The 21,434-nt window shown below is 52.6% G+C and carries 18 protein-coding genes and 1 pseudogene; 6 read left to right on the plus strand and 13 right to left on the minus strand.

Going from position 1 to position 21,434, the window contains the following annotated elements:
* Positions 1 to 202: 202 nt before the first annotated feature.
* Positions 203 to 2,038 (minus strand): serine/threonine-protein kinase, encoded by a 1,836-nt coding sequence (locus tag KRAC_RS59080; RefSeq protein WP_007923360.1) that lies wholly within the window; start codon positions 2,036 to 2,038, stop codon positions 203 to 205.
* Positions 2,039 to 3,270: 1,232 nt separating this feature from the next.
* On the minus strand, positions 3,271 to 4,275 hold the full coding sequence (locus tag KRAC_RS59085) for a MerR family transcriptional regulator (protein WP_007923362.1): 1,005 nt from the start codon (positions 4,273 to 4,275) through the stop codon (positions 3,271 to 3,273).
* A gap of 95 nt (positions 4,276 to 4,370) precedes the next feature.
* On the opposite strand from KRAC_RS59085, the gene KRAC_RS59090 reads away from it, so the two are divergent.
* The 3 genes from KRAC_RS59090 to KRAC_RS59100 all read left to right on the plus strand — a co-directional run bounded on the left by KRAC_RS59090 (position 4,371) and on the right by KRAC_RS59100 (position 7,718).
* The gene (locus tag KRAC_RS59090; protein WP_007923363.1) at positions 4,371 to 5,375 is read left to right on the plus strand and encodes an alpha/beta hydrolase family protein; all 1,005 of its coding nucleotides are present in this window, start codon (positions 4,371 to 4,373) and stop codon (positions 5,373 to 5,375) included.
* A gap of 45 nt (positions 5,376 to 5,420) precedes the next feature.
* On the plus strand, positions 5,421 to 6,236 hold the full coding sequence (locus tag KRAC_RS59095) for an IS5 family transposase (protein ID WP_007923365.1): 816 nt from the start codon (positions 5,421 to 5,423) through the stop codon (positions 6,234 to 6,236).
* A gap of 336 nt (positions 6,237 to 6,572) precedes the next feature.
* Positions 6,573 to 7,718: a glutathione-independent formaldehyde dehydrogenase gene (locus KRAC_RS59100; RefSeq protein ID WP_007923366.1), complete on the plus strand. Its 1,146-nt coding sequence runs from the start codon at positions 6,573 to 6,575 to the stop codon at positions 7,716 to 7,718.
* Positions 7,719 to 7,743: 25 nt separating this feature from the next.
* Here KRAC_RS59100 and KRAC_RS59105 read toward each other — a convergent pair.
* The 4 genes and pseudogenes from KRAC_RS59105 to KRAC_RS59115 all read right to left on the minus strand — a co-directional run.
* Positions 7,744 to 8,620 (minus strand): annotated as a pseudogene (locus KRAC_RS59105) (RNA-guided endonuclease InsQ/TnpB family protein); the annotation flags it as partial.
* 286 nt (positions 8,621 to 8,906) lie between these two features.
* A complete protein-coding gene (locus KRAC_RS78965; protein WP_007923367.1) occupies positions 8,907 to 9,035 on the minus strand; it encodes a hypothetical protein in 129 nt (42 codons plus the stop codon).
* A 137-nt stretch (positions 9,036 to 9,172) separates the two neighbouring features.
* Complete coding sequence (gene dnaK / locus KRAC_RS59110; protein WP_007923368.1) at positions 9,173 to 11,071, minus strand: molecular chaperone DnaK; 1,899 nt, start codon at positions 11,069 to 11,071, stop codon at positions 9,173 to 9,175.
* 145 nt (positions 11,072 to 11,216) lie between these two features.
* Positions 11,217 to 11,873, minus strand: coding sequence for a nucleotide exchange factor GrpE (locus KRAC_RS59115; protein WP_007923369.1), 657 nt, complete (start codon positions 11,871 to 11,873; stop codon positions 11,217 to 11,219).
* 989 nt (positions 11,874 to 12,862) lie between these two features.
* Between KRAC_RS59115 and KRAC_RS59120 the strand changes: the two genes are divergently transcribed.
* On the plus strand, positions 12,863 to 13,801 hold the full coding sequence (locus tag KRAC_RS59120; protein WP_007923371.1) for a nucleotidyltransferase domain-containing protein: 939 nt from the start codon (positions 12,863 to 12,865) through the stop codon (positions 13,799 to 13,801).
* 56 nt (positions 13,802 to 13,857) lie between these two features.
* Here the strand turns inward: KRAC_RS59120 and KRAC_RS59125 are convergent, their stop codons facing one another.
* From KRAC_RS59125 to KRAC_RS59135, 3 genes are all read right to left on the minus strand, one after another.
* Positions 13,858 to 14,907: an ABC transporter ATP-binding protein gene (locus KRAC_RS59125; protein WP_007923372.1), complete on the minus strand. Its 1,050-nt coding sequence runs from the start codon at positions 14,905 to 14,907 to the stop codon at positions 13,858 to 13,860.
* A gap of 152 nt (positions 14,908 to 15,059) precedes the next feature.
* Positions 15,060 to 15,881 carry an ABC transporter permease gene (locus KRAC_RS59130; protein WP_007923373.1) on the minus strand — a complete coding sequence of 274 codons (822 nt, stop codon included), beginning with the start codon at positions 15,879 to 15,881 and terminating at the stop codon, positions 15,060 to 15,062.
* 15 nt (positions 15,882 to 15,896) lie between these two features.
* Positions 15,897 to 16,691: an ABC transporter permease gene (locus KRAC_RS59135; protein WP_007923376.1), complete on the minus strand. Its 795-nt coding sequence runs from the start codon at positions 16,689 to 16,691 to the stop codon at positions 15,897 to 15,899.
* An 84-nt stretch (positions 16,692 to 16,775) separates the two neighbouring features.
* On the opposite strand from KRAC_RS59135, the gene KRAC_RS59140 reads away from it, so the two are divergent.
* A complete protein-coding gene (locus KRAC_RS59140; protein ID WP_040448624.1) occupies positions 16,776 to 17,246 on the plus strand; it encodes a hypothetical protein in 471 nt (156 codons plus the stop codon).
* A 50-nt stretch (positions 17,247 to 17,296) separates the two neighbouring features.
* Here KRAC_RS59140 and KRAC_RS59145 read toward each other — a convergent pair whose 3' ends face one another.
* From KRAC_RS59145 to KRAC_RS59155, 3 genes are read right to left on the minus strand one after another with little or no spacing between them, the layout of a single operon-like run.
* Positions 17,297 to 18,556, minus strand: coding sequence for an RNA-guided endonuclease InsQ/TnpB family protein (locus KRAC_RS59145; protein ID WP_007923378.1), 1,260 nt, complete (start codon positions 18,554 to 18,556; stop codon positions 17,297 to 17,299).
* A complete protein-coding gene (locus KRAC_RS59150; protein WP_007906770.1) occupies positions 18,528 to 19,142 on the minus strand; it encodes an IS607 family transposase in 615 nt (204 codons plus the stop codon). The genes KRAC_RS59145 and KRAC_RS59150 overlap by 29 nt, the downstream gene beginning before the upstream one ends.
* Positions 19,143 to 19,173: 31 nt before the next feature.
* Complete coding sequence (locus KRAC_RS59155) at positions 19,174 to 19,482, minus strand: PNPOx family protein (RefSeq protein WP_007923379.1); 309 nt, start codon at positions 19,480 to 19,482, stop codon at positions 19,174 to 19,176.
* Between the two features lie 190 nt (positions 19,483 to 19,672).
* Here KRAC_RS59155 and KRAC_RS59160 point away from each other — a divergent pair, with 190 nt between their 5' ends.
* Entirely contained in the window at positions 19,673 to 20,341 is a 669-nt protein-coding gene (locus tag KRAC_RS59160; RefSeq protein ID WP_007923380.1) for a TetR/AcrR family transcriptional regulator, read from the plus strand.
* A gap of 40 nt (positions 20,342 to 20,381) precedes the next feature.
* On the opposite strand, the gene KRAC_RS59165 is transcribed toward KRAC_RS59160, so the two are convergent.
* Positions 20,382 to 21,269 carry a hypothetical protein gene (locus KRAC_RS59165; protein WP_007923381.1) on the minus strand — a complete coding sequence of 296 codons (888 nt, stop codon included), beginning with the start codon at positions 21,267 to 21,269 and terminating at the stop codon, positions 20,382 to 20,384.
* Positions 21,270 to 21,434: the final 165 nt, after the last annotated feature.

Raw genomic sequence — 21,434 nt, forward strand, 5'->3', positions numbered from 1 at the left:
CATACGAATTTTTATGAAAGACGTGAAAGACGCACAACGCCATCTCTTAGCTAGCACGCACAACAGGACAGCTACAGTGACGCCGCCCTCTCAGCTTACCGCATCCATAAACCATTCTGCAAACAAGCAGTTTTTTCCACACATGAAGAGAGGGGACGCGACATAGATCTATGTCGCGTCCCCTCTCGAAATAAAGAGAAACCTAAGCGGGAAACTGAATCTGCCAGACCTGAATAGAGCCATCGGCATCGCCACAGGCCAGCAGCGAACCACCTGGCGACCAGGCCACCGCGTGCACGGGAGGGTGCTTACTACTGTAAGCAAAGACACAGGCTCCTGTGCGCACATCCCAGATACGTACGCTCCCATCGGCGCTCGAAGAGGCCAGGAGCTTGCCATCCTGCGACCAGGAAAGCGAGAGAATCTTCTGCGTGTGCCCACTGAAGAGCAATTTATCCCGGCCCGTGTTGGTATTCCAGTAGTGGATAACCTGCTCCTCTCCGCCTGAAGCCATATAGCTATTCCCAGACGCCCAGGCCAGGGCCTGCACACTAGCAAACGAGGGGTCGCTAAAGATGCGCCCATGATGCCGTGGCGTGTTGACATGCCAGATCTGTACGCCCCCATCCTCGCTGGCCACCGCGACACAGGTGCCATCAGGAGACCAGGTGAGCGCGGCCACATCTTTATCCTGAGGTTTAAAGGTCGCGTGCTGCATTCCCGACATGGCGTCCCAGACACGGACCATGCCATCTGGTCCATCAACCGAGGCAAGGCGCTGGCCATCGGAGGACCAGGCCAACGCCTTCACCGGCTGCGTATGCGCCTGGAAGGTATGCATAATAGCACCCCTGGTCGCGCTCCACACATGAACCTGTGGATCATAGCCCGCCGAGGCAATCAATAACCCTCTGGGTGACCAGGCCACGGTATGCACACCCGTCCGGTGCCCACCGTAGGAGAGGAGAACCTTTCCCGTAGAGGCGTCCCAGACGCGAGCCTGCATATCATTCCCGCCCGAGACAAGCCGACGCCCATCATAAGACCAGGAAAGACTCCGAACCGCGCCATGGTTCGCGCGTGCCGTCCAGATTACTCTTCCCGCCGCCTTCACCTCTGCCGGAGCTTCCGGCACATCTACGGCAACACCATTTGGCGTCGAGAGGGGAGATAAAGGGGTAGTCATCTGGCTAGCGGGGGCAACCGCCACCCGCTGCGGGAAGGAGCGTAGCGGCCCAGAGGAGGGACGCGCACGAAACGCCTCTTCAAGCGCACTTGCGAAGGCTTGCATGCTTTTGAAGCGCTGGTGTGGCTCCCGCGCCAGCGCGGTCATGACCACCTGCTCAATTTCGGTCGACACGCTGGGGACCTTCGCCCGCAATGGAGGCAACAGCGAACCATACTGAAATAGGCGCGTGCTAAGCGGATCATAAGTTGGACGCTCACCCGTAAACCATTCATAGATGATCAGTCCTAAGGCATACTGGTCACTGGTCTGACGAGCCACACCCTGATATTGCTCAGGGGCCATGTAGAGTGAGTTCTCTGGGGAACGAGCCGTAAATATTCCCAGAGGAAGAAAGAAATCACTCAGCAATACATTACCTTGCTTATCAAGCAGCATATTCTCTGGCTTAATAAACTGGTGCAGATAGTTTTCGCTATGTGCATAGTGCAAAGCCTCAGAAATCTGCCTGGCATATGCCAGAATGCGTTGCGTGGAGAGACGCGTCCCTTCGGGATGGCGACGACGCAAACTCCCATTGAGGGCAACCTCCATGACCAGGTAGGGAACATTCCTTTCGACACCATAATCACTTACACGCATGATATGAGGATGGCTCAGGTTCGCGATTCGGCGAGCCGAACGCGAGAATTTTTCAATTTCTTCCTGAGCGAGGCGTGCCCGTAACATTTTGATAGCTACAGGCGCTTGAGAAGGAAGGTGCTCTGCAACAAATACCTGAGCATGCGGTCCCTCCCCGACAATATGGGTTAAACGATAGTGGCCTATCTGTTGTCCCGCACGATACAGCATGAAATAAGTCCTTTGGGGGCGATGTAATCCTAAATATCCATGTAACTGATTATAGAGAAGTTGCTTTTTCACGTCAATGCAAAGTCTGCTCGCTCACTTAAAAAGAGCCTCACCTTCATCCCCATAAGGCAATTGCGCAACACACATCTTGACACAACATGAAGCGCCAGCAGCGCATTTACGCCTGCTGCACAAACACCGGATAAGCTCAAGGGCAAACAACGTTCTCTTGTGCATCATGAAGAGGAATTCACAAAATAGGCTATAATCACCTAGCCTATTTTGGGGATACGACCATATCTTTCTCAGGAGAGTTCTTCGCACCTGCGGCGCTTGGAGTAAGGGGTGTGTGTGGAAAACGGCTAAGAACTTATCCGAAAACCTGATCTTGCCCGTGATATGAAAAGGTCTCAGGAAGGTTTTCGGATATATTTTTAGTCAGTGAGATACTCAAATTACTCTGGTTAATATGGCATTTTGATGATGTAGCCGGAGACCAGAACTAACGCGATCCCTCCTCCAATAAAGAGCAAATCGGTCCACCCAGGCCAAACCGCAAGGAAGATTAAACCCATGATGATGGACAATATACCCATGCCTAGGGCCTGTGGTCTTACCACTTTTCGCATATATGCTTGAAAACCTCCTTGTATGAATCTAGCATATGATGTTGTTCATCTATTCTATCACATTGTGACGATTCTCAGATGCTATTCCTTCGCCTTTTTTTATGTGCTTTAGAGGAATCAAAATGAGGTTGTGAAGACATGCGCTACTTTCTTCCTTTGCTACCTCAAATGTGAAGCATAATAGATATGTCATGAATAGTTCTGCTTTGATACAGTTTATATCACTTTATGAGAATAATGCAAGAGATATGAGACAAAAAACAGTTTCTGTTGCCAAAAGACGGAGGGAAACGCTATGCTTGATCGATTGAAATTTCTTTCTTCACGTTCGAATAGCTCCTTCAGCCCTTATTCTTGAGAAGTGCAGTACTTTATTATAGCTCTTGGGTCGGGGAGAGTTGAACTACGCCTCTGCTTATTTTTTGTTGGCTCTATAGCTGCTTCGATACGTCTGTAAAGCTGTTTCATTTAGTGCTTATCCGAAAACCTGTAATTGTCTCGGCATCTAGGAGAGTCAATAAAATGGAAAGGAAGAGGAGAAAAAGGTAATTTCCCACAAGATACTTCTTTGCTTTCCCTTTTCCCCTGAGTAAGCGTCTTTTGTTACTGCTCTTGAGAAGGATCATCTAGCACAGTGCTGAGCGCCCCTGGTTTCGAGATGAGGAAGCGCAAACCCGCAGCCAGCAGGTCGAAGCCTTCTTGAAAAGAAGGAGGTGCTTCACGTCCGCTGAGCAACGCCATGAGCGTCCAGAAGCGCTGCATGCGTTCGCTCGACGAGGTGGAAAGCTGAGTAGAAAGCTTGTGCACAAATGCAGGTGTCATTGCTTGTTGCGTTGACGCAGCGATGAGTCTGATCCAGTTTCTCAGCAACGTTTGCACCGACTTGCTCTCAAGAGGCTCTCCCTGTAACGCGGCTGACTGTGCCTGCTGGATAAGTATGAGCGCTTGCTGGTTATACTCAGCGATATTCATCTGGCGCGTTGATTTGTTGGGTGTGGGTGAGTTCAAATGGAGTGCTTCCTCAGTGAAAGCCGGGTCGTTGAGGATGCTGACAACCTCTGTCCAGGCTGCTATCTGCTCTGTCGTGAGCGTGTCTGGCGATTGCCAGGTGAAGTGGTCGAGGAGATGTTGTCGCCATTCCTCTGGCAGGTTGGCCTGTTCTACCAGTGCATGTAACTTCTCGGTAACAAAGCGGCTGCGTTCAGCCACGTTTTCGCTTAACGCCAGGGCCAGCTCATAGAGCGTCTGGATGGATTGTTCTGGCTGATGTCTGGTCTCCTTCGCCTGTTGTAAGACCTCCTGAACCCGTTGAAGCTGGTGGATCTGGTGTGCGACAGCGTCCAGTTGCCAATCGATGGCAGTGCTCACCGAAAGATTCCCACCGATGATGGCCCGTATCTCCTCCAAGCTGAATGCGAGTTGACGTAGCACGCGAATCAATTGAAGTTGCCAGATCGCTTCGGTTGAATAGAGGCGAAAGCGTGCCTGCGTTCTGTCGGTGGCAGGTAAGAGGTTGATATCGGTGTAATAACGGATCGTCTTGATTGGCACCCCCGTCAGTTTTGCGACAGCGCCAATGGTGTGTAACTGCTCGCGTGGCTCGTTCATACGCTCCTCAAGAAAGACTTGATTCTCCAGTTACTGGAGAGTGTACACTCTTCTCTGCTGCTCAGTCAAAGGCAGCATTTGAAAAGGAGGAAAAGATGGAACAGCCCTATCAAGAAGAGCACTTGGCGTTGGAAGCAGAGGGGTATCGGCTTCCGGCAGCACTGACCTTGCCTCAAGGAGAAAAAGTGAAATGGAGGATCGTTCTTCTTCCCGGTTCTATGTCTAACGACGTGGACGGAAACTATCCTGGAACACTGATGAAGCCCCATCTGTACGCAGACCTGGCGCGGCAACTAGCGGGACGAGGGCATGCGGTCCTGCGTTACGCCAAGTATGGAGCAGGAACAGGGGCAGAAATGGTGGATGAGAAGCGGGTTGTGGCGCATCGGATCTTCCCACGGCAACGATATATAGCCGAGGCAGCAGTTAAGAAGCTTCGCGAAATGGTCCCGCAGGCGAAGGGGCTGGCGGTTGCAGGGCATAGCGAGGGGAGCGTGCATGGAATGATGATCGCGCAGCAGTCCGAAATGGGCGTCGATGCCTTCATAAGCCTTTCTGGACCGGCACTGCGCTATATGGATCTCTTTATTCATAAAGCCCAGGAAATGGCAAAGGAACAGGGGGAGATCATCGATTTTGGAGCGTTCAAAGTCAATGCGACGAACTATATCCACGCCTTCGAACTCATGCGCGCAAGGAAGCCATTCACAGAGGACATCAAAGCTGATCCGACCATGGAGTTCTTGGTGAAGAGTTGGGACAGTGACAACCCTCAAGCGCACGAGGGACAGCAATACATGCGCGACTACGATGCGGTCGATCCATGCATCGAGATCGCAAAGGTGGCCTGCCCGGTGCTGGTTGTGCAGGGGGGCATGGATGAGTCAGGGGTGCATGCGGACAATGGTGAACGGCTCTATCAGGTTCGACATGCGGTCCATCCTGAGACAACGCAGCTGGCCTTCTTCCCTGATCTCCAACACTTCTACAAGCATGTCGTGCCTGGCATTACCTGGCAAGAGGCGATGGCAGTGGATGCGGAAACGGATAGGCGAGTAAGTGAAGTGATGAGTGCCTGGCTGGATGGGTTAAGAGAATAGATTGGATCTTGGAACCGAAGAAAAGACCAGGAGAGGAGGAAAGCCATGCCACGAACACGTCGGTGGGAAGTGAGCGATGCATGGTGGGAGAAAGTCAAGCCGTTCATCCCGCCGGCACCCTCGCGTGCCAAAGGAGGACGGCCACGCATGGATGATCGTCAAGCCTTTGCGGCGATCATCTATGTGTTGCGCACAGGCATCCAATGGAATGCGTTGCCGAGGGAATTAGGAGCAAGCTCAACAGTGCATGCCCGCTTTCAAGAGTGGGAACAAGCGGGCTTCTTCAAAGCGCTCTGGCAAGCTGGACTGGAAGAGTACGATGAGGTACAAGGGATCGAGTGGGAATGGCAAGCCGTAGACGGAGCGATGACGAAAGCCCCTTTCGGCAAAGCCGCAACTGGAGCCAATCCCACCGATCGTGGCAAGAGCGGAACCAAACGCAGTCTCCTCACAGATGGGGCAGGAATTCCCCTGGCCTTGGTCGTTGATGGGGCTAATCGTCACGACGTGCGCTTGCTCTGCGCTACTCTGGATGGTATTGTGATCATGCGTCCTGAGCCAACAGAAGAGCACCCTCAGCATCTCTGTCTGGATGCAGGTTATGATGGAGCACCAGCGCGCCAGGAGGTCGAGAGCCGTCACTATATGCCTCATATTCGTAGTCGCGGGCAAGAGAAGCAGGAGAAAATATGCCTTCCGGGTCATCGGGCGCGACGATGGGTGGTGGAACGCACCCACTCCTGGATCAATCGCTCTCGTCGGCTTCTAGTGCGCTGGGAAAAGAAAGTGGAAAATTATCTCGCTTTTCTTCACCTCGCCTGTGCTCAATTGATCTTTACTAAATTAGAGGTTTTCGGATAAGCTCTAAGCCGTTTTCCACACACACCCCTTACTCCAAGCGCTCATTTCGCGAGCCGAGACCAGATCCAATTTATCGTTACTTTTGGCCTTTTTAAAATGTGCTATCTGTGTCAGATATACTTAAGAGAACCAATTATATGCTGTGCAATATTATTTTAATTAGTTATTCGTAAAACAATCTGAAAAGTCTGCAATACACTTTAATTCAATATTTTAGTATAAATTTCCTGATTTCACGTCTTTTTACAACGAAAGCGGCCTCCCTTTCATCGAGGGAGTTTGTACCGGTAAGCACTGACATAGACAAACGCACACCCGTGTGCATGGGAGAACATAATGAAAGCAGTCGTCTACAATGGACCACGTAGCGTGAGCGTACAGGATGTACCAGATCCAAAAATCGAGCGTCCGACCGATGCGCTGGTAAAGATTACCACAACCAACATTTGTGGCTCCGATTTGCATATGTATGAAGGCCGAACCGACTTCGAAAAGGGCCGTGTCTTCGGGCATGAGAACCTTGGCGAAGTTGTTGAGATTGGAAACGCCGTTGACAGAATCAAGGTCGGCGACATGGTTTGCCTCCCCTTTAACGTCAGCTGTGGCTTTTGTCGAAATTGTGAGAAGGGATTGACGGCGTTCTGCCTCACCACCAATCCAGATCCAAAGATGGCTGGTGCGGCCTATGGTTTCGCAGATATGGGACCATACCAGGGCGGGCAGGCACAATACCTCCGCGTCCCATATGCTGATTTCAACTGTCTGCGGCTGCCAGAGGATGCACGTGAGAAGCAAGATGAATATGTGATGATCTCCGACATCTTTCCAACCGGCTGGCACGCAACGCAATTAGCGGGCGTACAAGCAGGCGACACTGTTGTCATCTATGGCTCAGGTCCGGTTGGACTTATGGCGGCTTACTCAGCAACGCTCAAGGATGCGAGCAAGATCATGATTGTCGATTTCCATCCAGATCGGCTCAAGCTTGCTGAATCCATTGGGGCAATTCCTATTGATTTCTCGAAGGAGGATCCCGTTGAGCGTGTGTTAGAACTCACGAATGGCAGAGGAGCAGATAGAGGCTGTGAGTGCGTAGGCTATCAGGCACATGATCCCCAGGGCCATGAGCACCCTAACATGACCATGAACAACCTGGTGCGTTCAGTGAAATTTGCTGGTGGGATTGGGGTCGTTGGAGTCTATGTCCCTAACGATCCAGGCGCACCAGATCCTCAAAACAAGCAAGGAGAGATACTCTTCGACTGGGGTCTCCTCTGGTTCAAGGGGCAGAGCATCGGCACAGGACAGTGCAATGTGAAGGACTATAACCGCCACCTGCGTGATCTCATTCACCTGGGGAAGGCCAAACCGGCCTTCATCGTCTCGCACAGGTTGCCCTTAGAGCAAGCCCCCGACGCATACAAACACTTTGATGCGCGCGACAACGGTTGGACCAAGGTCGTGCTCAAACCCGCAGCATAAGGAGGAAGAGGCTAAAGTCAGTACCCTACGGCGAAAGCCGAGGGCTTGGAGTTGTGTCTGAACTCCACCGCAATTCAGCATACCTTTTCAGGCGTGCGGCTTTGGCTTCATCGTCCGACACAGAAGGCGCGTACTGACAAGAGGCCCGTTCCTCTCCAGTCTTGCCGGATAAGAAGCGTTCGCATCGCAATGTTTCTTGCTCCAACCAGATCGGCATGGAGCGTGTACTGACAATTCTGACAGACGAAGAGCAATCCTTTGTTGGGTCTATTCTCTTTGCAGGTGTGCCCACATTTGGGGCACGCTTGCGAGGTAGAGTTGGCATCGACCTTGATTGCCATACTTCGATGTAAGAGCGCTTTATAGGCAATCATGCTATGCAACTCAGCGAAGGACCATTTGGAGAAGGTACGATTGGCTTTTCGCTGTTTTGCATTTTTGCCTTTGCGTCGTTTGGTACGCTCTCGAATGTCTGTCAGATGCTCCAGTCCAATCAAGCTTTGAGGGTGCTGTAGGACAATCCGCTTACTCACGACATGATTGGTATTCTGCTTCAACCGTCTCTCTCGTCCACTGATGGCAACGAGCCTTCTTGTCGCTGAACGAGTGCCTTTCTTTTGCAGACGTTTTCTCAGTCGTGCGGAGTGGTTTGCCTTGGGGACAATCTGTTTGCCTGAATGGAAGGTGCAATCCCCTTGCATCGTCGCCGTGACGGCAAGGTATCGCATCCCCACATCCACGCCAACGACTTGCTTGTGTGTTTCAGGTGTAGGATCAGCCGTCTCAATTGCAAGAGAGACAAGGAGGTAAAATTGTTTCTTGGGCTTGTCATACCAGAGTTTCGATGCACCAATCTCCGCTCCACGCTGGATCAATGCCACATGCTTATCGACCCGAGCGTAAAACCCTGGGCTTTAGCCCCAGGGATAGAAGCGAGTCATTTGAAGGCGGATAGGGTGGTTGGGGATATCCCTCTCTTGATACTATCCACCTTTTACACTATACTAGAACAAGTGTTTTGGTACATACACAACTGAAAAGTGTTTGGGCGTTGCAAGGTAAATCGTTCCCTTGCGTAAAAGCACTTGCGTACAAGTGTCCCTGTGCCCTCTCGGTGAGGTCTTTTAAGAGCTTCAAAGCCGCCTTGCCATCCAAGAGAGCAAACACGTATTGGCTCGGACGGAGCCTTCAGGAAACTTCGGTTTGCTGAGAAGCCCCCGGATTTATCCGTGGGGAGTCGTCACGAATGAGTTCCTGGACAGCCAGTAGATCCAGACCAGCCTCCGTCAGCGTTGCCTCCCCAACGTATTGATCCATGCGGGCACACCTATTCTCTTGAATGCACACACAGAAAGCAAATTTATATGTCTGCATCCAGTTTTGGCATTGAAAAGGTGTACTCGACATCCTGGAGGCACATCAGTGTCCCCTCCAGGATATCCTATTGTGAGTAGCTAGAGTTCGCGGTATTCGCCTTCGACGGTTCCCGGCTCGCTGCCAGAACCGGTCTGTGCTCTCGCTTCAGTGGCTTCACTACCAGCCGGAGCGCCTGTATAGCTGGCAATCTCCTGTTGCATGCGTTGATAGGTGCTCTCCAATTCAGCCATGGTGCTCTGCACGCGCGCTGTATCACTCCCAGTCAGCGCGTCACGTACAGCCTTGATCCGATTCTCCGCTTCACTGCGCACATCGGGCGCGAGTTTCTCTCTGTTTTCCTGGAGCATACGCTCTGCCTGGTAGGCTACACTGGAGGCATTGTTGCGTATCTCGATCTCCTGGCGGCGCTGTCGATCTTCCTGGGCGTGCTGCTCCGCTTCACGCACCATGCGGTCAACATCACTTTGCGAGAGACCACTGGAGGCGGTAATAGTGATCTTTTGTTCGCGGCCCGTGGCCTTGTCGCGCGCGGTCACATTGAGTATGCCGTTTGCGTCAATATCGAAGGTGACCTCGATTTGTGGCATACCACGCGGCGCGGGACTGATACCCTCCAGGCGAAAATTCCCCAGGCTCTTGTTATCGCGCGCCAGTTCGCGCTCGCCCTGAAGCACATGTACATCCACCGCGGATTGATTATCTTCAGCCGTGCTGAAGGTCTCGCTCTTGCGTGTGGGGATGGTTGTGTTGCGCTCAATGAGCTTGGTTGATACGCCGCCTAGCGTCTCAACGCCAAGTGAGAGCGGGGTTACATCCAGGAGTAAGACATCCTTGACCTCGCCTCCCAGCACGCCTCCTTGAATAGCGGCACCAACGGCAACCACCTCGTCGGGATTGACCCCCTTATGCGGTTCCTTGCCAAAGATGTTTTTAACAAACTGAACGACGGCTGGCATACGGGTCTGCCCACCTACCAGCACATCTTCATTGATGTCATTGGGCTTGACCTGTGCATCTTCCAGGGCACGCATGACCGGGCCACGTGTGCGCTCGATCAGGTCGCTCACTAGTTGCTCTAGCTTGGCACGTGTGAGCGTCATCACCAGGTGCCTTGGCCCACTGGCGTCAGCCGTGATAAAGGGGAGGTTGATCTCGGTTTGGGTCGATGAGGAGAGCTCAATTTTGGCACGCTCGGCGGCTTCTCTCAAGCGCTGTAGCGCCATGCGATCGTTGCGCAAATCAATGCCCTGATCCTTGCGAAACTCGTCGGCAAGCCAGTCCACGATCCGCTGGTCAAAGTCGTCGCCACCAAGGTGTGTATCACCATTGGTGGCCTTGACTTCAATGACACCCTCCCCTAGCTGCAGGACGGAGATATCAAAGGTGCCACCACCAAGGTCATAGACACCAATCAACTCATCATGCTTCTTGTCCAGCCCATAGGCAAGAGAGGCCGCGGTTGGCTCATTAATGATGCGCAAGACTTCAAGTCCTGCAATCGTGCCCGCGTCTTTTGTGGCCTGGCGCTGTGAATCGTTGAAGTAGGCGGGGACAGTGATAACAGCCTGAGTAATGCGCTCTCCCAATTTGTCTTCCGCATCGACTTTCAGCTTTTGGAGGATCATGGCCGAAATTTCTGGCGGGCTATACTCACGCCCTCCCATCACGACGCGGACATCACCATTATCAGCACGTGTGATCTTGTAGGGGACCATTTTCATCGTGCGCTGCACTTCAGGATCATCAAACTTACGCCCCATGAGACGCTTAATGGAGAAGACGGTATTTTCCGGGTTGGTCACGGCCTGGCGTTTGGCTACCTGACCCACCAGGCGCTCGCCATTCTTTGTAATCGCAACGATAGAGGGCGTGATCCGCGCACCCTCCCTGTTCTCAATGACGGTGGGTTCACCCGCCTCCATGGTTGACATAACTGAGTTTGTTGTTCCCAGGTCTATGCCGAGTACCTTTGCCATTGTTGCCCCTCTCTCTTGTATTGTGTCCACAGCTCCTCTCGACAAGAAGCCCAAGCAAGTATGTGGCCTGCTCACGTGAACTGTCGAATGCCAGAGGCTGCTTCTTTATCTGGCACCATCGACTCCAATGAGGCGTTGTCACTGCTCATTCGGCTTGCTTTTGCCTGTTGTTAGGATCAGTCTTTTCTTGCGCCGTGGGCGTTTCGCGTTGTGGGGAGGCTCCCGCGATACTCACCCTGGCTGGACGAATGACGTGATCCTCAATAATGTACCCTTGTTGAAGTACATCGAGAATGGTCCCTTCTGGCGCATCTGCACAGGCCTCTGTCGTGATAGCCTCGTGCCAGCGTGGATTGAATTGTTCGCCGATGGCACCGACACGTTGCACACCCAGCTGGTCAAGCATTGACTCAAGTCTGCGCGCTACCAGAAACAGACCCTGCACCCAGGAATGCGGACACATCTCCGCTGGTGCCGAGCGCAGCGCCAGTTCAAGATCGTCGAGGACAGGCAACAGGTGATAGAGTAAGCTGCTCTGGGCTGTGATGCGCCCCTCAAGCTGTTCCTTACCCATGCGACGGCGATAATTAACAAACTCCGCCTGCGTTCTACGCAGTTGATCCAGGTACTCTTCCGCTTTGCGTTGCTCTTCCTGTACCGCCTCGCTCTGGGGAACTGACTGGATGGCTGTCGTAGCTTCGGGCGGAGTCTGCTGTTGCTCTGCTTGACTCTGTTGAGTTGACTCAGTGGCTGTCGTGGTTCCAGTTGTGGCCTTCTGTTGTTCCGGGTTGTTTGACTGCATAGCATGAACCCTCTTCTTTTAAGCACTGTTTTTGACACGTATTAGCAGCATCTTGCCAAACAACAAGCTAAGAAAAAGCAATCGTGAACGCCGCCACCCCTCAGCCTTGTGAAACTTACCTCTTAGGTGCATACCTGTTTACCTCTCGGGCGGCTTCGCTCACACGCTTGAATGGCACCTGATATTCCTTTGTGCATACGATGGCGGTGGAGGTCGCTATACATCCAGATACCAGTGTCTAGATGTATATTTTGCTGGTGGAGGTCTTCTGAGAGGGAACTCGCGTCACGACGATGCATTGAAAACAAGAGGGTAACAATGATCGCCTTTATAGTTCCTCAGATTGAGACCTGTATCAACTGGCTGATCAATATTCACCTATATCCTGCTGTTGCCCAGTTCACATCATCAAACGAAAGATACCATGAAAAGAAAAATTTCTCTATAAATTTTTGCCAGTAGTAACACAGATAAAGCATCTAAATGTTCTGGTCCGCAAACCCATAACTCACTATAAATAGCATAACTTCTAAACTATTTAATGTGGGATATCATGGGGAGGCGGCTTCTCACCACTAAGTACACCTACCCCATGCGAAGAATAGCAGATATTGAGGAGAAACTCGACTATTTAGCGCAGAGACATCAACCTGGCAGATAAATATGCGTTGGGTGTAGTATGCGCTGCAAGGCATACAAGGAGTGGTCAGAGGAGCCGGTGTAGACAAGGTCTTCATCGACTGCGACTGAAGCATGAATCACGTCCTCGTTTGGTGACACCAACGTTTCTCGCCCGAGTGAGCGTTGAGCGCGCAGAGGTTGCCAACGTTCCTTTCATTGGGGTACACTTCTAAAAGTGTATCTATATCTTAACAAACACTCATGGCGCTTATCTTGCACCTCTTGCGAATGCAAAAGTCTTTCACAACAAAGCTCCGTCTCATTGAGATGATACGGGGAGAAGAGTCTCTTGAAGAGAGAGGAGTAATGTGCCTCACTTTACACTTAGTCACTCAACCAACCATACACAGATAGATCAGGCTCTGCAACAGCTTGTTGAACGATATGAGTCTTCCTTTCCCGAGCGCATCACCGCATACTACCTAACAGGGAGCTATGCCGATGAGAGCGATGTACAAACAAGCGATGTAGACCTCGATATTATCTTCCGTGAGCGCTTTCGCAACATAGAGGAGCGCCAGCTCGCGGAACAGTTGCGAGACGAGTTTACGGCACGCACTAAACGTCGACAACTCGAATTCGATATCTCCCTCACCGAGGAAGAGGCGTTCCGCGCCAGGGGCATCGACCCCAATCTCAAGCTAGCTGGGCAGCGTCTCTTCGGCGAGGATATCTGCGCACGCTATCCCTTGATACCTATCGAAGAGTGGGCGCATGAGCGCATGCATGCCGTCTACTATCTACTCACCCACGTCTACCCCAGAGAGGGCCGCCTGAACCTGGACTACCCCGAATGGAGCGATGAGTTCTTTGGCTATATGAATCGCACCGTCACGCTCGCGAATGGGAGCGAGGCCCCCTGCACACGCAACCTGCTCCGCACTACGGGCTGGGCCGCGACAGCGCTGCTGGCGTTCCAGGCTAGAGCATACGTGGCGCGCAAACGCGACTGCCACCTCACCTACCGGCAACATATCGATGACGAGTGGGGAACATTGTTAGAGAGTCTCTATACCCTCTGTCGCCAGCGCTGGCACTACCTGCTCCCCACCAGCACCCAGGAGCGCCAACAGTTACGAGGAATTTGCCAGCTCGTACAGGGCTTTGAGCAGCACTTTATGCGCCAGTATAAGCAGTTCATTCTGACCGAGTTACAGGCAGACTCAGAGGAACTAAAGCAACGCACACGCGAATTCCAACAACGCTTCCCCCTGCACGACGCCGAGGTAGAGGCAGCACTCCGATGAATTTTCATCAATCATGTATGGTCCATGCTGGCATGGACCATACATGATATGCCTCTCTAGACTGTCACGCCCTGCTCTTGCAAGAGCAGGTCCTCTTCGTAGATACGGCGAATCACATCTTCGATCTCTGGCTCCTGGAAGGTGACATCGCGCAGGCGATGCCGCTCGCCCAACCAGGCCACCAGCTCATGCGCGGGCAGGGTATCGCGCGCAAAGCTGAGCCAGACACGCGGTCCCTCAGATCGCACCAGGCGTACACCAGGTGGGAGAGTTGGTAGCACAACCTGGTCCTGTTCGTCGCGGGCCAGTTGGTCCAGCTCAGCGGGATCAAGGACCGCGATCAGCGTACGCTCGCCGCCGAAGCGCTCTCGAATGTCCGCTACCGAACCATCGTAAAGCTTACGACCGTGATCGATAATGACCATGCGGGGACAGAGTGTCTCGACGTCATCCATATCATGAGTTGTCAGCAAGACCGTGGTCTTCCGCTCGGAATTCAGTTGCAGCAAGAACTCGCGGATACGAGCCTTGGCCACAACGTCCAGGCCAATGGTTGGCTCATCCAGATAAAGTAGCTCCGGATCATGCAGGAGCGCGGCCGCGATATCTCCACGCATCCGCTGGCCCAACGAGAGCTGGCGCACAGGCGTATCAATAAACTCGTTTAAGTCGAGTGTCTCGCGCAGCTGCTCCAGATTCGCGCGGTGGCGCTCCTCCGGCACCTGGTAGAGGTGGCGCAGGAGGCGTAGCGAGTCTATAAGGGGCAGATCCCACCAGAGCTGGGTTCGCTGCCCAAAGACCACGCCGATACGTGAGGCCAGTTCGCGTCGCTGACGGATGGGTTCCAGGCCCGCCACGCGTAGAGTGCCACCGCTGGGCGTCAGGATGCCCGTCATCATTTTAATCGATGTGCTTTTCCCCGCCCCGTTGGGACCCACCAGGCCAAGCATCTCCCCGCGCTCAACACGCAGCGAGACATCCTGGACCGCGTTCACCAGGCGCAGCTCTGGATTGACGATACTGCGTATTCCACCCAGCATTCCAGGCCGGCGCCGGGCCAGACGAAAGGTCTTCGTCATCTGCTCAACCTCAATGATTGCCGACATGTTTTACCCCTTTCATAAATGACAATTTACTTCTTATCCGAGATCCTGAGCGCGCTTGCCGTGCCATCTTCAGGTGGTCCCCGAATGGGGGAAGCGCTAGTTACGCGAGTGACGCGCGCCCCCGAATGGGGGTTGAATTTCGGAATAAGATCTTAGTTGCCAGTGCTTTGATATTGACGAACGCCAAAGCGCCAGGCCAGCACGCAGACAGTGGCAAAGGCCAACGCCAGGACAGGCGCACAAAAGGCCAGCCAGAGCGGAAGGCCAAAGGGCAGAGGCCGCTCAAGAATGTAGCAGACTGGAATATAGGAGCCAAAGGCCAGAGGCACAATAAAGAGAAAGAAGCGCTGCATCAAGGCGTTATACGCCGTGAGCGGATAGCTCAGCATCTCACGCCCCCCGTAGGAGAGCACATTGGTGATCTCCACTGCCTCGATGGTCCAGAAACAGATGGTCGCGCCAAGCAGCAGGATCGCCACAAAAATGAGCGCTGTACTGACAATACCAACCGGCAGTAAAAGCGCCTTGATCCAGGTCCAGTGGAGCTGGGGCAACAACGTCAGGGAGTAGCCCATTGATAACACGCCTAGCGAGATACGCCCCAGACGGCGCAGGCGAAAATCGCTGCCCACAATCTGGAGGAAGACCCCCGTTGGACGCAGGAGCACCCGGTCAAACTCGCCCTTGCGAATCGTCTCAGGGAAGTTGTCGATACCTGCGCCCACCAGCTCGGCCACGCCAAAGCTCAAATTGATCACTGAGCTGAGAAAGGCCACCTCGCCCACCTTCCAGCCAAGCAGGTCGGGGAAGGGGATGAAGAACAGCAGGAGCGCGAAAAACTCCAGCCCGGTCACCGCCAGGTACGAGCCAATATCCAGTAACAGATTAACCTTGTACTGAAACTGAGTCTTGATCTGCATGCCCACCAGGTAGCGGTAGAGGCGCAGATCGGCCAGAAATGTTGATAGCATCATATAAACACTCCTCTCTTAACCGCCCTGAGACACCACGCGACGCGTCGCGATGGTAGTCACGGCACGCGCGATCAGGATAAGGACTAGCAGCCAGCCCAGTTGGCGCACAAACTCAAACCAGAAGTCGGTCAGCGTCATCTTGCCCAGAAAGGCCAGCGCGGGCGCGTTCATAAAGCCATTGAACGGCAACCAACCCGCAAATGTCCGCAGCCAGCCAGGGAAGAAGTAGACCGGCACATAGGACCCGGTAAAAAACTGCGAGATAACCACTGACATCGTGACCATGGCTCGCCCTTCAAGAATCCAGAAGGCAAAGATGTTATAGAGAAAACGATAGGCCACACCCAGCAGAATAGCGGGCGGCAGCATCAAGAGAAGCGTGCCCCAGCTCGTCCAGGAGACAGGCGTGCCTATATGAAACAAAAACATGCCTGCCACGTAAATAGGCAGCGCACGGAAGAACAGGAAGAAGAGGCTCCGTCCCACTTCGCGGCTAAACCAATACAAGCAGAAGTCGCAGGGCTTGCTTAGATCCGACACGACCTCCCCGGTGCGAATTGTCATCATCAGGTCCATCCAACCAAATGGCGAAATGACCATAAGGAAGGATTGTAAGAGCCAGGTATAGCGCAGGCTATCCTGAACGCTATAGCCAGGGACCGCTGGTCGCGCGTGATAGAGCGCGATGATGATATAGCTAAACAGGGTACAGAAGAAAATGTTGGTCACCAGGCCCGAAATATTGGCCCAGCGATAGATTAATTGGCGGCGAAATGCGGTCAACGCCACCTCAACATAAAAAGGGAACATATCACTCCTTGCAAAGGACAGCCAGAGAGAGCACAAAACGCCCTACTCTGATGAAAGGACTGTGACAAAACGTGGCTTATGTGCATGCAAACCAGGTACACGGACAAGGCCGTGTTGATGGAGAAGATGTGGAAAGGAAATTATCGGGGACACGACGAAACCGGGATGGCTCACAACCAACCCGTAAGGAAGAAAAACAAGTACCGGAAAACCCCTACGCGCCAAAGAGAGCGTTATCTTCACGCGAAGGAGCACTATTATAGCATCAGCCACCATAGCTTAGCAAGTCCTTTGCCCTTCGCGCCTGCGGCGCTCAGAAGTAAGGGGTATCTGGTGGCGGGATGGCTTCGCCATCCCGCCACCAGATACCCCTTACTTGGTGTTGGATGTGGGCGAACGCTCACACCCAAACACCACATTATTCTTCCCAGGGCTAACTTGCCAGCCGAGAAAGGGAAGATCGATGTGCCCACAGGAACTCGTGAATGCCTCTTGATCGATATACAAATCTCAGAAGTGGAGGATAGGCAACTTCCGCCTGTGAAGCGGGGATAATCTCAGGCCTCTCTAACACATACTGCCTTTCTAAATCTACTCAAAAGTGCTTACACACCCTCAAATAGATTCAATTGCTGCACTTGCCCCTTACAGGAAGCCCCTTTGACTTCTACGCCGCTTTGGGTCGCATGCAGCACACCGCACTCAGGACGAGCCTGAGTGTGTGGCTCTTGCCGAGCAAAAAACCTCGTCAGGATATTGTGCGCACTATTCTCATCGCGATCCATAACGAGTCCACATTCGACACAACAATACGTTCTCTTCCACAGTGGCATGGCTTGCAGATTCCCACAGCCACTACACTGCTTGGAGGTATTGCGCTCATCTAAAAAGTGAAGGTCCTTCCCGTACAATTGGCTTTTGTAGGTGAGCATTTGAATGAAAGTGTACAAGCCCCACTCATTGAATACTGCACGATTGAGGTGTTTGTTGCGCTCTCGATGCTCTTTCGTGACCATTTGTCTTTGGGAAAGGTCCCCAACCACAACGGTTCTCTCAACCAGTTTGTGGGCTATCAAGTGTGACGCTTTATGAAGACTATCCTGTTGTTTATTGCGTTTCTTCTGCGAAACGCGCTTGTAGACCTTGCTTAAGTGAATATATCGACGTGATTTCTTTTTGCACTTGTCACGCTTGGAACGAATCTTATCCAGTTGTTTGTTGTGCCAACGTGCCCCCTTGAAGCCGCCAATGGTATAGACTCTGCCTTGCTCATTGACGCCTGTTGCCAGGGTCTTGATGCCTAGATCAAAAGCAACCGTTCCTTCTGTTTCGTGTCGTTTCTCGTTGCGCTCTCTGACAAATGAGGCAGAGTAGTTGCCTCTGCCATCGCGACTGATCGCCACTTCTCGAAAACCCTCTGGGGGCGCTTCTGTGAGGCGTGCAACAATGTTGGGATACACCTTTGCACCATGTTTCCCTCCACCACCAGTAGGCAGAATGAGCGTATCGCCTTCAATCTTGAGATACATTGCAGGATAGCAGAGCGTGAAAAAGCAGTGACGTGGGCGTACTCGCGGGAATCCTGGCGTCTCTCCTGCTTTGACTCTGCGATAGAAGGCTTTCATCGCACCATGAAGGCGGTAGTAGACCTCTTGCAGCAGTTTACCATAGACCTGAACGAGCTCAGGATCATGCTGTTTGCTCTCTTGCAAGCTTCGTTTAGCTTCGTAGAGATCCCACTTCTCGCCCTCTCTGAGCCGCATCACCCACCAGTTGTACAGCCCTCTACACTTGCTTTGCATGAACTCAAGCGTAGCGGCATCCTGCTCGCTCACGTCAATCTTGATCTTTTTGCAAAGCAGCATCTTTTATTGCTTTCTTGTAGGAGCGCAATCCGTGAAGCCGGGCCGAAAAGACGGTCACGATAGCAATCAAATCTCGCACAAGCTCTTGTTCAGGAGAAAGGTTTTCGCCATTGATGACCACGAGTTCGGTATGGTGTCGCTCGCAAAACACTTCAAAGTATTCATAACCAAAGCGAACTAGCCGATCCCGATGGGCAAGAACAATGCGCCGTACCTGACCAAGCTCCACCATCTCCATGAGACGATTGAAGTGTTTGCGTTTATAGTTGAGTCCACTACCAATATCCGACATCCATTCATCGACCTTGAGCGAATGCTGGTGACAATAGGCTTCTAACGCTTTTGTTTGATGAAGCAAATCAGGCTTTTGAGCAATCCCAGAGACACGTGAGTAAGCGATGGTGAGGCCCTGTTCTGGCGCTTTAAACCCGCGATACTCAAGGTATTGATCGTGCGTATAGTAACGCCTGTTTGATTGTGGAGAACGGTGAGCAACTAATTTGCCTTCACGGTCCCATTTTTGGAGCGTTTTGGTGGACTTGCCAATAAGTTTTCCGAATGCCTGGATATCGTATGTGTTCTTCATAAACACATTTTAACACAATTTAGTGCTTATGTCAAAACTGTTTCATAACCTCCTCCCCACCTGTCTTGAGAACACAACGGTCAGCGGCCATCACATTGCGGACCCAATCAACATTCTTTGCCTCCCCATAGAGCACTGCCATAACAAAACCATCACCCAGTGGATACGCCGAGAGAGGTGTGATATATTCTCGGCCACTGCTTCGTCCAAGATGCTTGAGCACAGAATAGGTGCGCAAACACCCTCCAGAAATTTTGAGGAAGAGCGCGTTCGATCTCTTATTTAGTTGCCGCCTGGGGCGCGCTTCAATTGTCTCTTGCTGTTCTGTATTTACTGACACGGTACCACCTGCTTTCTCGTTCACCTTTTTTCAAGCTTGTTTTGCAAAAGTCCCTATTTGACAGGCATGCTATTTTGTAACGTAAAAGAAATTTCGTAACATGTTGTCTCTTTCCAAGTGTAGCCTGGCTCCTGGCTGGAAACAAGCCACAATCGGAGCCAACTGTTAGATATGTAACAAGGAGCGCAAGATGTCACACTCGCCTGGTGATTTGCGTGTGAGGCGCACCCAGAAGCTCATCCGGGATGCGTTCATCGCCTTGATAGAAGAGCGCGGTTTCGATGCCATCACTGTTGGAGAGGTTGCAAGCCGTGCGATGGTCAGCCGAACCGCCTTCTATCGCTACTATGAGGATAAATACGACCTGGTCATGAAACTATTTGAGGAGACCGTCATTACTATAAACCGGGATTTCGATGTCTTTCGTCGCGATGCATTGAGCACTGCTGACCCCAAAACCCCTGCGCAGTCCTGGACCCAACTCTTCAAATATGCCGAGGAAGCCATTCCCACGCCCCTACCATATGTGGAACTCTTCGAGCATGTTGCGGAATATGAGAGGCTGTATCGGGCGCTGCTTGGCAAGAGGGGGAGTTCCTGGTTTGTAATGAACATGCGGGCATATCTCGCCGATATGATAAGCGAGCGTCTCCAGGAGTTGGTAAAGGCTTTCAACGGGAATCTCGGAGTTTCTCGCGTGTTGATGGACGGATTTGTGCCCGCCCAAATTGCCGCGCTCCTGGTTGATACCATCACCTGGTGGCTAGAGCAGGGAAGGCCCTACACGACCAGGCAGATAGCCATGTACTACTACCACATGATGTGCTCGATCCTCAAGGATGTTCCCACGTGGGAATAGTATGCCTCTCGCTACCAAACAACGGGAGGCATACTACCATTTACTCTGGTGTGGAGGGGGCTTCCCCGGTGGGATCTTCCTGCTCCAGAAGGAGAGGGAAGGGCGTTTTTTTGCCGTTGGCAGAGAGCGCTGAGGGGCGCGCGGAGTGATTATTGGGATGCGCGCGCTCAAGGGGGAGCTGCTGGTGATGATAGATACGATTCGAGAGCAGGGCGTGATTGGCGTTCATCGCCACCTGCATGGATTCAATGATATGCTCCAATTGTTGGATACTAGTGAGCATTTCTTCAATATTGGTAATATTGCTGGCAAAGGCGGGCTGCTGCTGCATGAGGTCCGCGTGCAGACTCTGCATCTGGACCACCAGGTAGTTCTGGACCTCTTTGAGCATACCGTGCATGGAATCATCGAGGACGCTCAGGCGCTGCTCCAGCACCTTGTCAAAGACGCCCGCCATCTCATCCCAGGGAATCTCGGTCTGTAACTCTATCGAGTCGTACTCGGAACTCAACTCCAGTTCGGTGCCACCCTCCCCAAAGGTTGCAAAGTCACTCTGAGTATATTGCTTGATTAGCTCCTCGATGGCCAATAGTTGGGCCGCCAGGGCGTTCTCCATGGTATGCTGAAGTTGTCCCTGCTGGCGATCCTCGCGCTGTTCCAGGTGGCGCGCCAGAACCTGGTCCGCATGCTCCTGCCCGGAAGAGACGATCTGGCTCAGCCCCTCCAGCGTGCGCGCATGCTGCTCATTCAAGCGACGAGGAATAGTACGTAAAAGTTCCTGGTTGAGTGAGGAGAGGCGCTGCTCAAACTCGCGGCGCAAGGTCGCAAAGCGGCTATCCAGCGAGCGCTCCATCTCGCGTCGATGCGCGCTCAGCCGTTGATCGAGAATGGTAGTAAATGCTTGTAGCTCATCTTGAGTAAATGACATGACCTATCCCCTCTTCATATTTCGTCCGCTTGAGCGTGTCTTGCCTCACCAGTATAGGTAGCAAATACAGCTATGTCAATATTTCCAGGCTTTTAGTCAGTTTTTTTAGCACGAAACGCCCCTTTCAGGAGATCCCTCGCGCCTGCGGTGCTCAGGGGTAGGGGA

It is taken from the genome of Ktedonobacter racemifer DSM 44963, from assembly GCF_000178855.1.
Taxonomy (GTDB): Bacteria; Chloroflexota; Ktedonobacteria; order Ktedonobacterales; family Ktedonobacteraceae; genus Ktedonobacter; species Ktedonobacter racemifer.